Raw genomic sequence first — 14,370 nt, 5'->3', positions numbered from 1 at the left:
CGGTTGACTCCGCGCATGAGTGAAACCCTCGTGTTGCGCGGCGGCACCGTCTTCGACGGCCTCGGCTCGCCCGGTGTGGTGGCCGACGTCGTCATCGCCGACGGGGTCGTCCGCGCGGTCGCGCCCGGAGCGGCCGCCGCCGAGACGGGCGCGCGTGTCGGCGACTGCGCCGGCCAGTACGTCGCGCCAGGCTTCGTCGACGCCCACTCGCACAGCGACACCGTGCCGCTGATGGCCGACGCGCAGCCGTTCAAGCTGCTGCAGGGCGTCACCACCGAGGTCGCCGGCAACTGCGGGTTCAGCTTCGCACCGCTGGACGAGGCGTCGGCCACCGTCGTCGACGAGCTCTACGGCGAGCTGGGCTGCAACCTGCCCGCGACGCCGGGCACGTTCGCCGGCTTCCTGGACCGGGTCGAGCGGGCCGGCCCCACCAACCACCTGGCCTATCTCGTCGGCCACCACACGCTGCGGCTCACCGCCAACGGCGCCGCCGACGAGCTGCGCCCCGGCGCCGTCGAGGAGATGCAGCGGCTGGCCGCCGAGGCGTTCCAGGCCGGCGCCGTCGGGTTCTCCACCGGCCTGATCTACCCGCCCGGTTGCTTCGCCGATCGCGCGGAGCTGGAGGCGATCGCCCGGGTCGCCGGCGCCTACGGCCGCACCTACGCCACGCACATGCGCGACGAGGGCCGCTTCGTCGAGGACGCCATCGACGAGGCGGTCGCGATCGCCCGGGCCGGCGGTGTGCGGCTGCAGATCTCGCACTGCAAGGCCGCCGGCCGGGCCGCGCACGGCAAGAGCGCCGCCCTGCTGGACCGGATCGAGCGCGCCCGGCTGGCCGGCGTCGACGTCATGGGCGACCAGTACCCGTACCTCGCCGGCGGGACGGTGCTGCTCGCGCTGCTGCCCAACCGGGCCGCCGAGGGCGGCGCGGCCGCCATGACCGCCCGCCTCTCCGACCCGGACTACCGGCCCGGCCTGCGCAAGGACGCCGAGCGCGGTGACACCGGCGACGGCATGTGGGCGAACACGACGGCGGCGCAGGTGATCGTCACCGGCCACCGCGACCCCGACGTCGTCGGCCGCACGATCGCCGACGTCGCGGGACAGCGAGGGACCGACGGCTTCGACACGCTCTGCGACCTGGTGGTCGAGGACCCGGCCGCGATGATCGTCGTCGAGATGATGGCCGAGCCGGACGTCCGCGCGATCATGGCCAGCCCACTGGTCGGCATCGGCTCGGACAACGGCCCGCCGCTGGGCCTGCAGCACCCGCGCACGTACGGCTGCTTCCCCCGGCTGCTGGGCGCCTACGTCCGCGACCAGAACGTGCTGAGCTGGGCGGAGGCGATCCGCAAGGCGACCTCGCTGACAGCCCGGCAGTTCGGGCTGGCCGGACGGGGCGTGCTGCTGCCCGGCGCGCAGGCCGACGTCACGGTGTTCGACCCGCAGCGGATCGGCCACGCCGGCACCTACACCGACCCCGACGTCACGCCGGACGGCATCGAGACGGTCGTCCTGGGCGGCCGGGTGGTCGTCGACGGCGGCGGGTTCACCGGCGAGCGGGCCGGCCGGGTGCTGCGCGCCTGAGAGTCAGTGCGAGCCGACGACTTCCGCGCGCCGGGGTCGTCGGATCGGACAAAGACGTGACACCGGTCACGGGGCGAGGCTGTGCGGACCACCTGCGCTCTGCGAAGGAGTTGTCATGCGTCTCGCCCCACCGCTCGCCGTGGCCCTCGCCCTCGTCCTGGCGGCCTGTGGCGGCTCGGACGGCGGTGACGATCCCAGCGAGGCGGGCGGCAACGCCGAACCCGTCGTCGACGGGACGTTCACCACCGCGGTCGCCGCCGATCCGGGCAACCTGCATCCGCATCTGACGGTGCTGGCGGCGACCCGTGCCATCGACAACTACCTCTACGACAAGCTCGTCTACTTCACCACCGACGGCGACGAGCTGCCCTGGCTGGCCGAGTCGTGGGAGGCCACCTCGACCACCGTCACCTACACCATCCGCGACGGCGTGACCTGCTCCGACGGCACGCCGCTGACCGCGTCGGTCGTCGCGGCGAACTTCGCGTTCGTGGTCGACGAGGCGAACGTGTCGCCGGTGCGGGGCGTGCTGATCCCGGCTGAGATCACCGCGACCGCCGACGACGCCGCGCGCACCGTCACGCTCACCGTGCCGGCGCCGGACCCCTTCCTGCTGCAGAGCACCGGTGACCTGTTCATCGCCTGCCAAGCCGGCCTGGACGATCCGGCGCTGCTGGAGGAGGACGGCATCGGCACCGGCATGTTCGAGCTGACCGAGGTGGCCCGCGACGACCACTACACGTTCCAGCGTCGCGACGACTACGCCTGGGGCCCGGACGGCGCTGCCGCCGCCGACCCGGGCACGCCGATGACGGTGAACGTCCGGGTCATCGCGAACGAGGCGACGGCGGCGAACCTGCTGCTGTCGGGCGAGCTGGACGCCGCCTCGATCGTCGGGCCGGACCGGCAGCGGCTGGAGCAGAGCTACCAGCAGGAGACGCTGCGGGCCATCGTCGGCCAGCTCTTCTTCAACCAGGCCGCGGGCCAGCCCGGCGCCGACGACGAGGTCCGCGCGGCGCTCGCGCAGGCGCTGGACTTCGAGCAGCTGATGTCGGTGATCACCGGCGGCTACGGCGAGCGGTCCCAGTCGCTGGCCATCATCGACCCGGTGGCCTGCCGCTACGACGCCGTCGACGGCAACCTGCCGCAGGCCGACGCCGAGGCGGCCGCGGCGGCGCTGGACGCGGCCGGCTGGACGGCCGGCTCGGACGGCGTGCGCAGCAAGGACGGCGCCCGGCTGGAGCTGGAGCTGATCTACAACAGCACCCGTGGCGACACGACCGCCGCGGCGGCGGAGCTGATCGCGTCGACGTGGACCGACCTCGGCGTCGCCACCACCACCCGCGGCATGCCGCCGACGGAGTACAACGAGGTCGTCTTCGGCACCGGGGCATGGGGCGCGGCGCTGCTGCCGGTGAACGTGCGGCTGCCCAGCCAGCTGGTGCCCTTCCTGTCCGGTCCGGCGCCGGCCGACGGTGGTGTCAACCTCGCCTCGATCGACAACCCGGACTACGTCGCGGCCGTCGCGGAGGCGATGGCGCTGCCCGGCCAGGAGGGCTGCGACACGTGGATGGAGGCCGAGCAGGCACTGTTCGCCCAGAACGACGTGCTGCTGTTCGCCGACGAGACCATCCCGATCTTCCTGGACGGCGTCACCGTCTCGCTCGGCGGCGACGGCGCGATCCCGGCGACGATCCGGCTGACGGCCTCGTGACGGCTCCGGTCGCCGCTCCGCTCGCGCCCACGCGGACCCGGGTGTCCGCGTGGGCCGGCAACCCGTGGGCCGGGTTCCTGGCCCGCCGGCTGGGCCGGCTGCTGGTGTCGCTGGCGGTGCTGGTGACACTGGCGTTCGGGATGATCCACCTGATCCCCGGCGACCCGGTGCGCGCGTCCCTCGGGGTGACCGCGCCGCAGGATCTCGTGGACGCCCGGCGCGCCGCGCTCGGCCTGGACGACCCGATCGGCGTGCAGTACCTGGACTACCTGCGGGCGCTGTTCTCCGGCGATCTCGGTGTCTCGATGTCCTCCGGCGTGCCGGTGTCGGAGACGATCGGGCAGCGGCTGCCGGCGACGGCGTCGCTGGCGGTGGCCGCGTTCGTCGTCGTGATGCTGGTGGCGATCCCGCTCGGCCTGGCGATGGCGGTGCTGACCCGCGGCGGCCGCCGTCGCGGCGGCGAGCTCGGCTTCACCGCGACCAGTGCGGTGATCGCGGCGATCCCGGAGTTCCTGCTGGCCGTCGGGCTGGTGTTCGTGTTCGGGGTGTCGCTGGGCTGGCTGCCGGTGGCCGGTCGCGGCGGCGCGTCGTCGTACGTGCTGCCGGTGCTGGCGCTGGCGCTCGGACCGGCGCTGCTGATGGCCCGCATGGTCCGGGTCGAGGCGCTGGCCGTGCTGGACCAGGACTTCGTCCGCACCGCCCGGGCCAAACGGCTGCCACCGCTGCGGGTGTACCTGCGCCACGTCTTCCCCAACGCGCTGACCTCGACGCTCACCATCGGCGGGCTGCTGCTCAGCAGCATGATCGTCGGCACCGTGCTGGTCGAGAACGTGTTCGCCTGGCCGGGCATGGGCATGACGATCGTCTCGTCGATCCTGGCCAAGGACTACCCGGTCGTGCAGGGCATCGTGCTGGTCTACGGCGCTGCGGTGCTGCTGGTGAACCTCGTCGTCGACGTGCTGCTGGCGGTCGCCGACCCGCGCTCGACCATCCGGGAGGGCTGATGGGACGCGACCAGTGGAAGGCGGCGCTGCGCAACCCCGTCGGCGCGGTCGCGGCCGGCCTGCTCGTGCTGCTGGCGATCCTGGCGATCGTCGCGCCGATCATCTGGGGTGACGCCGCGGAGGAGACCGACCCGGCGGCGCTGTCGCAGGGCTCCACGTCGGACCATCCGCTCGGCACCGACGCGCTCGGCCGCGACATCCTGTTCCGGGTCCTGGTGGCGACGCGGTACTCGCTCGGCCTCGCGCTGCTGGCCACCGCGATCTGCGTCGGCGCCGGGCTGATCCTCGGCGTGCTGCCGGCGGTGCTGGGCCGGCGGGCCGGCCGGCTGGTGACGGCGACGGTGAACCTGGCGGTCGCGTTCCCCGGCCTGCTGCTGGCGCTCTTCTTCGCCGTGGTCTTCGGCGTCGGGGCGCGCGGCGCGGTGCTGGCGATCGGGCTGGCCGGTGCGCCGTCGTTCGCCCGGCTGGTGCAGACGAACGTGGCCGCGGTGTCCGGGCGCGACTTCGTGGCGGCCGCGCGGGTCGCCGGAGTGGCCCGGTTCCGGCTGATCGCCCGGCACCTGCTGCCCAACATCGGCGAGCCGCTGGTGGTCAACGCGACGGTGCTGGCCGGTGGCGCGCTGCTGGCCTTCGCCGGGCTGTCCTTCCTCGGCCTGGGCGTGCAGCCGCCCGCCTACGACTGGGGGCGTCTGCTCGGCGAAGGGCTGGACCGCATCTACATCAACCCCGCCGCGGCGCTCGCGCCCGGCGTCGCCGTCGTCATCGCCGGCCTGGCGTTCACGCTGCTCGGCGAGTCGATCGCGCAGGTCGTCGGCGTGCGGGCGGTGCGACGGCGGCAGCCTCCGGCCATGCCCCCGGCCGCGGCGGCGGCACCGGCCGGGACCGACGCCGTCCTCGCCGCCGAGGACCTGCGGGTCGCCTTCCCCGCACCCGGCGGCGGCTGGACCCACCCGGTCGACGGCGTCAGCCTCACCGTCCGCCGCGGCGAGACCGTCGGCGTCGTCGGCGAGTCCGGCTCCGGCAAGAGCCTCACCGCGCTCGCCGTCGCCCAGTTGGCGCCGGACACCGCCCACGTCACCGCCGACCGGCTGGAGGTGGCCGGCGTCGCGCCGCTCGGCCGCACCGGCGCCGAGGTCCGCGAACTGCTCGGCACGAAGGTCGCGATGGTCTTCCAGGACCCGATGACCTCGTTCAACCCGTCGATGCGGATCGGCGCCCAGCTGGCCGAGGTGACCCGCGTGCACGAGCGCCAGGGCCGCAAGCCGGCGCTGGCGCGCGCCGTCGACCGGCTGCGCACCGTCCGCGTCCCGGCGCCGGAGCGGCGCGCGCACCAGTACCCGCACGAGTTCTCCGGCGGCATGCGCCAGCGCGCGATGGTCGCGATGGGCCTGATGAGCACGCCGGAGCTGATCATCGCCGACGAGCCGACCACCGCGCTGGACGTCACCGTGCAGCGGCAGGTGCTGCGGCTGCTCAAGGACGTGCAGGCCGAGACCGGCGCCGCCGTCGTGCTGATCTCGCACGACATCGCCGTGGTCGGGCAGCTGTGCGAGCGGGTCGTCGTCATGTACGCGGGCCACGTCGTGGAGGAGCTGCCGGTCGGCGCGCTCGGCGCGGCCGCGCACCCGTACACCCGGGCGCTGCTGGCGTCGGTGCCGGACCTCGCGACCGACCGGGAGCGGCCGCTGGCGACCATCCCGGGCCGGCCGCCGGACCCCGCGGACCGGCCGGAGGGCTGTGCGTTCGCGCCGCGCTGCGAGTTCGCCGACGACGTCTGCCGGACCCGCCCGAGCCTGGCCGCCGTCGGGCCGGACCAGCGCGCCGCCTGCTGGCACCCGCGCACCCAGCCGCTGGACCTGGCGCTGGACGCAGTCACAGGAGGACAGGCATGAGAGAGCTGTCGTTCCGTGGCACCACCGTCCGGTTCGGGACCGGCCGGTCCGCGCTGACCGCCGTCGACGGCGTCGACCTGGTGGTGCCGCAGGGGCAGGTCGTCGGGCTGGTCGGCGAGTCCGGATCCGGCAAGTCGACGCTGGCCAAGGCCGCCGTCGGGCTGGTGCCGACGACCGGCGGGGAGATCGCGCTGGACGGCGCGCCGCTGCGCACCCGCCGGGACCGGCGCCGCCTGCAGCTGGTCTTCCAGGACCCGCACGCCTCGCTGGACCCGCGGATGTCGATCGGCGAGTCGATCGCGGAGGCGCTGCCGGGCCGCCGCGGCCGCGCCGCGAGGGCGGCCGAGGTGGCCCGGCTGCTGGAGCTGGTCGGCCTGGACCCGGCCCGGGCCCGGTCGCTGCCGTCCGGGCTGTCCGGCGGGCAGCGCCAGCGGGTCGCGCTGGCCCGCGCGCTGGCCGCCGAGCCGGAGGTGGTGCTGGCCGACGAGATCACCTCCGCGCTGGACGTGTCCGTGCAGGGCGCGGTGCTCAACCTGGTCCGCGACCTGCAGCGACAGCTCGGCCTGACGATGCTCTTCATCTCGCACAACCTGTCCGTCGTGCGCTACGTCAGCGACGTCATCGCGGTCATGTATCTCGGCCGGATCGTCGAGGCCGGCCCGGCCGACGAGGTGCTGTCCGCGCCGAAGCACCCGTACACGCGCACGCTGTTGGACGCGGCGCCGGCCTTCGGCGTCGCCCTGGACGACCCCGTCCCCGCCGACGACGCGCGCCTGGACACCGAGGCGCCGTCACCGCACGACCCGCCGCCGGGCTGCCGGTTCCACCGTCGCTGCCCGATCGGCCCGCTGACCCGGCCGGAGCGCACGATCTGCGCCGAGACCGACCCGCAGCCCGGCGCGGCGGACCGTCCGCACCGGGCGGCGTGCCACTTCGCCACGGAGATCCTGGAGGTGCCGGCCCGATGACCCCCGACGATGTGCTCGCGCTGACCGTCCCGGCCGAACCGGCGCTGTCGCCGGACGGCACCCGGGTCGCCTACGTGCTGAAGGGCAGCGACGCCGAGGCGGACGAGAACGTGTCGTCGCTCTGGCTCGTGCCGGCCGGCGGCGGGGAGCCGCGGCGGCTGACGCACGGACGGTCGGACTCCGCGCCGGCGTGGTCGCCGGACGGGTCGACGCTGGCGTTCCTGCGTGCCGCCGACGGGCCGCCGCAGCTCTGGCTGCTGCCGCTCGACGGTGGCGAGCCCGCGGCGCTGACCGACCTGCCGAGGGGCGCCGGGGCGCCGGTGTGGAGCCCGGACGGCACCCGCATCGCGTTCGCCGCCGTCGTCGACACGACCGGGCAGAAGGACACCGACCCGATCGTGCTGGACCGGCTCGGCTACAAGGCCGACGGCGCCGGGCTGCTGCGCGGGCTGCGCCAGCACCTGCACGTCGTGGACGTCGCCACCGGCGCGACGTCGCAGCTCACCGACGGCGACTGGAACGCCGGGGCGCCCGCGTGGTCGCCGGACGGGACCCGGCTCGCCTTCCCCGCGGTGACCGCCGCGGACGCCGACCTCACCGGCGCGTCGTCGGTGTACGTGCTGCCGGCCGCTGGGGGAGCCCTGGGCGAGCCGGTCGGCGAGCTGCGCGGCGCCGGCCCGGTGACGTGGACCCGGGACGGCGCCGCGTTGCTGGTCGTGGGCATGCGGCGGATCGCCGTCGCGCACCAGCGGCTGTACCGGGTCCCGCTGGACGGCGGACCGGCGGTCGACCTCACCGCGGACCTGGACCGCAACGTCATGCCCGGCGGTCCCGGGTATCCCGGCGGGCTGCCGCAGCTCACCGGGTCCGGCGACACGGTGGTGTTCTGCGCCCGGGACCGCGGCTGCACACACGTCTACGCCGTCGGGACCGACGGTGGGCCGGTGCGGCCGCTGCTCGGCGGCGCGGGGCGGGTCGTCTCCGGGCTGTCGGTCGCCGGGGACCGGGCCGCCGTCGTCGTCGCCGGGCCGGGCTCGTACGGCGAGGTCGCGCTGGTCGACGTCGGCGCCGGCGCGGAGACGACGCTGACGGCGCACTCGCCCGCGGACCTCGACCTGCCGGTGGCGGAGGAACGGGTGTTCACCGTCTCCGACGGCACCGAGGTGCACGGCTGGCTCTACCGGGCCGCGGGCGCCGGACGGCCGGGGCCGCTGCTGCTGGACATCCACGGCGGCCCGCACAACGCCTGGAGCCCGGCGCCCGACGCCGGCCACTCCTACCACCAGCAGCTGGTGCAACGGGGCTGGTCGGTGCTGCTGCTCAACCCGCGGGCCAGCGACGGCTACGGCGAAGCGTTCTTCGGCGCCGCCGCCGGTCGCTGGGGCCTGGCCGACGAGCGCGACTTCCTGGAGCCGCTGGACCAGCTCGTCGCCGAGGGCGTCGCCGACCCGGACCGGCTCGCCGTCACCGGGTACAGCTACGGCGGCTACATGACCTGCTGGCTGACCGGTCGCACCGACCGGTTCGCCGCCGCGATCCCCGGCGGCATCTTGAGCGACCTCACCAGCTTCGCCGGCACCTCCGACGCCGGCCACTTCCTGGCCGCCTACGAGACCGCGATCCCGTTCGAGGATCCCGAGGCCGCCGCCGCGCAGTCGCCGTACCCGAACGTCGCGAACGTGACGACACCGACGCTGATCCTGCAGGGCCTCGACGACGACCGCTGCCCGCCGGGGCAGGCCGAGCAGTGGTTCGCCGCCCTGCGCGCCCGCGGCGTCCCGGCCCGGCTGGTGCTCTATCCGGGCGCGTCGCACCTGTTCATCCTGGCCGGGCGTCCGTCGCACCGGCTCGACTACAGCCGCCGCATCGTCGACTGGGTCACCCAGCACACGTCGAAGAAGGAGAGCCCGATGACCACCACGACGCTCGACCGCGACCACTGGCAGCAGCGCCTGAACGAGCTGGCCGAGAAGTACCGCGTCCCCGGCGCGACGCTGGGCATCGCGCGCGGCGACGAGACGCTGGAGCTGGCCTTCGGCGTCACCAATGTCGACACCGGCGTGGAGGTCACCACCGACACGCTGTTCCAGATCGGCTCGATCAGCAAGGTGTGGACGGCGACCGTCGTCATGGCGCTGGTCGACGCCGGCAAGCTGGACCTGGACGAGCCCGTCGTCACGTACCTGCCGGAGCTGAAGCTGGCCGACGAGGACGCGACCTCGCGGGTCACCATGCGGCACCTGCTGACCCACACCAGCGGCATCGACGGCGACTTCTTCCTCGACACCGGCCGCGGCGACGACTGCCTGGAGAAGTACGTCGCGGCGCTGGCCGGGCTGCCGCTCAACCACCCGCTCGGCGCGACGTGGTCGTACTGCAACTCCGGGTTCACGACGGCCGGCCGGGTGATCGAGAAGCTCACCGGGCAGACCTGGGACGCCGCGATGCGCGAGCTGCTGTACACGCCGCTCGGGCTGACCCACACGGTGACGCTGCCCGACGACGCGCTGCTGTACCGGACCGCCGTCGGGCACGTGCACGAGGAGGACGAGCCGTACCGCCGTGCGCCGGTCTGGGTGCTGCCGCGCTCGGCCGGCCCGGCCGGGCTGATCACGTCCACCGTCGCCGACGTGCTCGCGTTCGCCCGCATGCACCTGGCCGGCGGGGTCGCCGCCGACGGCACCCGGGTGCTGGCCGAGGACACCGCCACGGCGATGCGCGCGGAGCAGGTCACGCTGCCCGACCCGTACACGCTGGCCGACTCGTGGGGGCTGGGCTGGTTCCGGCTGGACTGGAACGGCACCCGGCTGTTCGGCCACGACGGCAACACCATCGGCCAGTCCGCGTTCCTGCGGGTGCTGCCCGACCAGGACGTCGCCGTCACGCTGCTCACCAACGGCGGGCACACCCGCGACCTCTACGAGACGCTGATCCGGGAGATCTGCCGCGACGTCGCCGGCGTCGAGATGTCCACGCCGCTCAGCCCGCCGGCCGAGCCGGTCGACGTCGACATCGCGCCGCACGTCGGCACCTACGAGCGGACCAGCGTCCGGCTGGACGTCTGGCAGGCCGAGACCGGGCCGAAGCTGCGGCTGACGCAGACCGCGGAGCTGGCCGGGCTCGAGGAGGAGCCGAAGGAGCTGGACCTGGTGCCGGTGCGCGACGGCCTCTACGTGACGCTGCTGCCCGGCAACGAGACGTGGATGCCGGTGATGTTCTACCAGCTCGCCGACGGTTCGCCGTACGTGCACCTCGGCGTGCGCGCGACCCCGAAGGTCTCCTGACGCGTGGGCGACGTCGAGGGGGAGCTCCGCGAGGCGTTCGCGGCGGCCGGCGTGACCGGGTTCCTGCACGCGGTGGACGTGTCGTCCGGCGCGGACCTGGGTGTGGACGCCGACGCGCCGGTCGTCACCGCGAGCGTGTTCAAGATCCCGGTGCTGGTGGAGCTGTGCCGGCAGGTCGCCGCCGGTGAGCGGTCGCCGTCGGACCGGGTGCGGATCCCCGCGGGCTCCCGCACGCTCGGGCCGACCGGGCTGTCGGTCATGCTCGACGACGCGGACCTGTCACTGCGCGACGTCGCCTACCTGATGATGAGCGTCAGCGACAACCACGCCACGGACACGCTGATGGCGCTGCTCGGCCGGGAGCGGATCAACGCGGGCATGGCGGCGCTCGGGCTGCCCGGGACGGTGCTCGAGGAGGACTGCGCCGGGCTGTTCGCCATCATCGACGCGCACGGGCTCGCCGGCGTGCTCGACCCGCTGACCACCAACCGCAGCACGCCACGGGAGACCACGACGCTGCTGCGGCGCGTCTGGACCGCCGACGGGCTGGCGCCGGCGGCCTGCGACGAGATCCGCCGGATCATGGCACTGCAGGTCTGGCCGCACCGCCTCACCTCGGGTTTTCCGGACGATGATGTGAGGGTGAGCGGCAAGACCGGCACGCTGTCGCACGTGCGCAACGAGGTCGGCGTCGTCGAGTACTCCGACGGTGGCGCCTACGCGGTCGCGGTGTTCCTGCGGCTGCCCGGGAGCGAGTTCCGCAACCCGGAGGCCGACGCCGTCATCGGCACCGCGGCGCGGATCGCCGTCGAGCACCTGCGGGCGACCCCATGAGCAGCGTCGAGGTCACGATGATCGAGGACCTGCGAACGCTGGTCGAGTGCGAGTCGCCGTCGGCCTCGCTGCCCGCCGTCGCGGCGTCGGCGGATGTCGTCGCCTCGCTCGGGGCTCGCCTCACCGGGGCCGAGCCGGAACGGCTGGTCGTCGACGGGCGGACCCACCTGCGCTGGCGGTTCGGCCCGCCGGGTGTGCTGCTGCTCGGCCACCACGACACGGTCTGGCCGGTCGGCTCGCTGGTCGATCACCCGTGGCGGGTCGTGGACGGCCGCGCGTACGGGCCCGGCTGCTTCGACATGAAGGCCGGGCTGGTGCAGCTGTTCCACGCGCTGGCGCAGCTGGACTCGCTGGACGGGATCACGGTGCTGGTCACCGGCGACGAGGAGCTGGGCGCGCCGACGTCGCGGCCGCTGCTGCACGAGGAGGCGGCCCGGGCGTCGGCCGCGTTCGTGCTCGAGGCCTCCGCCGACGGCGGTGCGCTGAAGACCGCGCGCAAGGGCGTGGCCTGGTACGAGGTGCGCGTCACCGGCCGGGCGGCGCACGCCGGGCTGGAGCCGTGGACCGGGGTGAACGCGGCGGTCGAGCTCGCGCACCAGGTGCTGGCGATCCAGGCGCTGGACCGCGGGCCGGCCGGCGCCACCGTCACACCCACGCTGGCCGCCGCCGGGACCACCGCGAACACCGTCCCCGGGACGGCGTCGGTGCACGTCGACGCGCGGGTGCCGACGGCGGCGGAGGCGCGCCGGGTCGACGACGGGCTGGCCGCGCTGCGTCCGGTCCTCGCCGGCGCGCGGGTCGAGGTGGTGCCGGGGCCGCGGCACCCGCCGTTCGAGCCGTCCTCGTCGGCCGCGCTGTACGCACTGGCCTGCTCGGTGGCGGACCGGCTCGGGCTGGGGCCGCTGACGTCGGCGCACGTGGGCGGCGCGTCGGATGGGAACATCGTCGCCGGCGACGGGACGCCGACGCTGGACGGGCTCGGCGCCGTCGGGGCCGGTGCGCACGCGCCCGGCGAGCACGTCGTCGTCGACGCCATGCCGGCTCGGGCGGCGCTGCTGGCGGGGCTGGTCGAGGCGGTGCGCGACGACTCGTCGGCCTGGACGAACCGGGCCGCCGTGGATCGGGCCGGCCGACCATGACGGGCCTTCCGGAGCGGAGGATCATCGACGACATGGCAGCTCAGCCCGCCGCCGTCGCGCGACTGACGATCCGCGAACTGTCCGCGCTCGGCGACCTCGAGGCCGTCTACGACCTGTTCGACCGGATCTGGCGGCCGGACCGCTCGAACCCGCCCGTCACCGTCGAGCACCTGCGCGCGCTCACCCACGCCGGCAACTACGTCGCGGGCGCCTTCGACGGCGACCAGCTGATCGGCGCCTGCGTGGGGTTCTTCGCCGCCCCGCCGGGACGGTCGCTGCACTCGCACGTCGCCGGCGTCTCGTCCGCCGCGCGCGGCCGGCACGTCGGGTTCGCGCTCAAGGCGCACCAGCGGGAGTGGGCGCTCGCGCACGGCCTGTCCGAGATCACCTGGACGTTCGACCCGCTGGTGCGCCGCAACGCCTACTTCAACCTGGCCAAGCTGCAGGCCCGGCCCAGCGACTACCTCGTCGACTTCTACGGCGACATGGACGACGCGATCAACGGCGGCCAGGGCAGCGACCGGCTGCTGACCCGCTGGCGGCTCGACGTGCCGGAGGTGGTGGCGGCCTGCGCGGCCGGCGGCGGCGCGGCCGCGGCGGTCCCGCCGGGCGCGGTGGCGGCGCTGACGGAGTCGGCGTCCGGCCGGCCGGTGGTCGCGCCCCGGTCGGCGTGGGCGCGGGCGTCGCTGCTGACCGTCGCGACGCCGCCGGACATCGAGGCGCTGCGCGGCGCCGACCCGGACCTGGCCCGGCAGTGGCGCGGCGCGATGCGCGACGTGCTCGGCGAGCTGGTCGGCGGCGGGGCGCGGGTCACCGGGTTCACCCGCTCCGGTGCGTACGTGGTGGAGAGGACGGACGCGTGAAGATCACCGGGTTCGAGCTGCGCCGGATCGCGATGCCGCTGGTGGCGCCGTTCCGCACGTCGTTCGGCGTCGAGACCGAGCGGGACGTGCTGCTGGTGCGCGCCGTCACGCCCGACGGCGACGGCTGGGGCGAGTGCGTGGCGATGGCCGCGCCGCTCTACTCGCCGGAGTACGCCGACGGTGCGGCGCAGGTGATCGAGCGGTTCCTGGCGCCACGGCTGTTCGCTCTCGATGACGTGGGGCCGCTGGACGTCGCGCGGGCGCTGGACCCCGTCCGCGGGCACCGGATGGCGAAGGCCGCGCTGGAGACGGCGGTGCTGGACGCGTGGCTGCGGGCTCGCGGCGAGTCGTTCGGGGCGTATCTGGGCGCTGTTCGCGACCGGGTGCCGGCGGGGGTGTCCGTCGGCATCATGGACTCCGTCCCCGCGCTGCTGGACGCCGTCGCCGGCTATCTCGACCAGGGCTACCTGCGGATCAAGCTGAAGATCGAGCCCGGCTGGGACGTCGCGCCCGTGCGCGCCGTCCGCTCGCGGTTCGGCGACGATCTGCTGCTTCAGGTCGACGCGAACGCCGCCTACACCCTGGCCGACGCGCCGGTGCTGGCACGGCTCGACGAGTTCGACCTGCTGCTGATCGAGCAGCCGCTGGCCGAGGACGACCTCCGGCAGCATGCGGCGCTGGCGGGGCTGATCAGGACCCCGATCTGCCTGGACGAGTCGATCGAGTCGGCCAAGGACGCCGCCGACGCGCTGCTGCTCGGCGCCTGCCGGATCATCAACGTCAAGCCCGGCCGGGTCGGCGGCTACCTGGAGGCGCGCCGGATCCACGACCTCGCGGTGGCGCACGGCGCGGCGGTCTGGTGCGGCGGGATGCTGGAGACCGGCCTCGGCCGCGCGGCCAACGTCGCGCTGGCCGCGCTGCCCGGCTTCACCCTGCCCGGCGACACGTCCGCCTCCGATCGGTACTTCGCCCAGGACATCACGGCGCCCTTCGTCCTGGACGACGGCCACGTCGCCGTCCCCTCCGGCCCCGGCCTCGGCGTCGAGCCCCTCCCCGACGTCCTCGCCGCCCTCACGACGTCGACC

Annotated in this window: 10 protein-coding genes; all 10 read left to right on the top strand. The window is 74.8% G+C overall.

The annotated features are described in order from the left end of the window. Positions 1-15 precede the first annotated feature (15 nt). Positions 16-1,587, top strand: coding sequence for an N-acyl-D-amino-acid deacylase family protein (locus C1I92_RS03570; RefSeq protein ID WP_111253301.1), 1,572 nt, complete (start codon positions 16-18; stop codon positions 1,585-1,587). A gap of 115 nt (positions 1,588-1,702) precedes the next feature. Continuing rightward, a complete protein-coding gene (locus C1I92_RS03565) occupies positions 1,703-3,301 on the top strand; it encodes an ABC transporter substrate-binding protein (RefSeq protein ID WP_111253300.1) in 1,599 nt (532 codons plus the stop codon). Further along, positions 3,298-4,305 (top strand): ABC transporter permease, encoded by a 1,008-nt coding sequence (locus tag C1I92_RS03560; protein WP_199520920.1) that lies wholly within the window; start codon positions 3,298-3,300, stop codon positions 4,303-4,305. The genes C1I92_RS03565 and C1I92_RS03560 overlap by 4 nt, the downstream gene beginning before the upstream one ends. Further along, entirely contained in the window at positions 4,305-6,197 is a 1,893-nt protein-coding gene (locus C1I92_RS03555; RefSeq protein ID WP_111253298.1) for a dipeptide/oligopeptide/nickel ABC transporter permease/ATP-binding protein, read from the top strand. Before C1I92_RS03560 ends, C1I92_RS03555 begins: the two co-directional genes overlap by 1 nt. Further along, complete coding sequence (locus tag C1I92_RS03550) at positions 6,194-7,165, top strand: oligopeptide/dipeptide ABC transporter ATP-binding protein (protein ID WP_111253297.1); 972 nt, start codon at positions 6,194-6,196, stop codon at positions 7,163-7,165. Before C1I92_RS03555 ends, C1I92_RS03550 begins: the two co-directional genes overlap by 4 nt. Continuing rightward, the gene (locus C1I92_RS03545; protein WP_111253296.1) at positions 7,162-10,449 is read left to right on the top strand and encodes a serine hydrolase; all 3,288 of its coding nucleotides are present in this window, start codon (positions 7,162-7,164) and stop codon (positions 10,447-10,449) included. The genes C1I92_RS03550 and C1I92_RS03545 overlap by 4 nt, the downstream gene beginning before the upstream one ends. A 3-nt stretch (positions 10,450-10,452) precedes the next feature. After that, on the top strand, positions 10,453-11,283 hold the full coding sequence (locus tag C1I92_RS03540) for a serine hydrolase (protein ID WP_111253295.1): 831 nt from the start codon (positions 10,453-10,455) through the stop codon (positions 11,281-11,283). Beyond that, on the top strand, positions 11,280-12,422 hold the full coding sequence (locus C1I92_RS03535) for a M20 family metallopeptidase (protein ID WP_233506841.1): 1,143 nt from the start codon (positions 11,280-11,282) through the stop codon (positions 12,420-12,422). Before C1I92_RS03540 ends, C1I92_RS03535 begins: the two co-directional genes overlap by 4 nt. 32 nt (positions 12,423-12,454) lie before the next feature. After that, entirely contained in the window at positions 12,455-13,285 is an 831-nt protein-coding gene (locus tag C1I92_RS03530; protein ID WP_199520919.1) for a GNAT family N-acetyltransferase, read from the top strand. Beyond that, on the top strand, positions 13,282-14,370 hold a 1,089-nt coding region (gene menC, locus C1I92_RS03525), incomplete at its 3' end, for an o-succinylbenzoate synthase (protein ID WP_199520918.1). The genes C1I92_RS03530 and menC, both read left to right, overlap by 4 nt.

Source organism: Jiangella anatolica, from assembly GCF_003236295.1.
Lineage (GTDB): Bacteria > Actinomycetota > Actinomycetes > Jiangellales > Jiangellaceae > Jiangella > Jiangella anatolica.
Note: the sequence above shows the minus strand (reverse complement) of the source record. Positions and strands in the feature narration are given on the sequence as shown.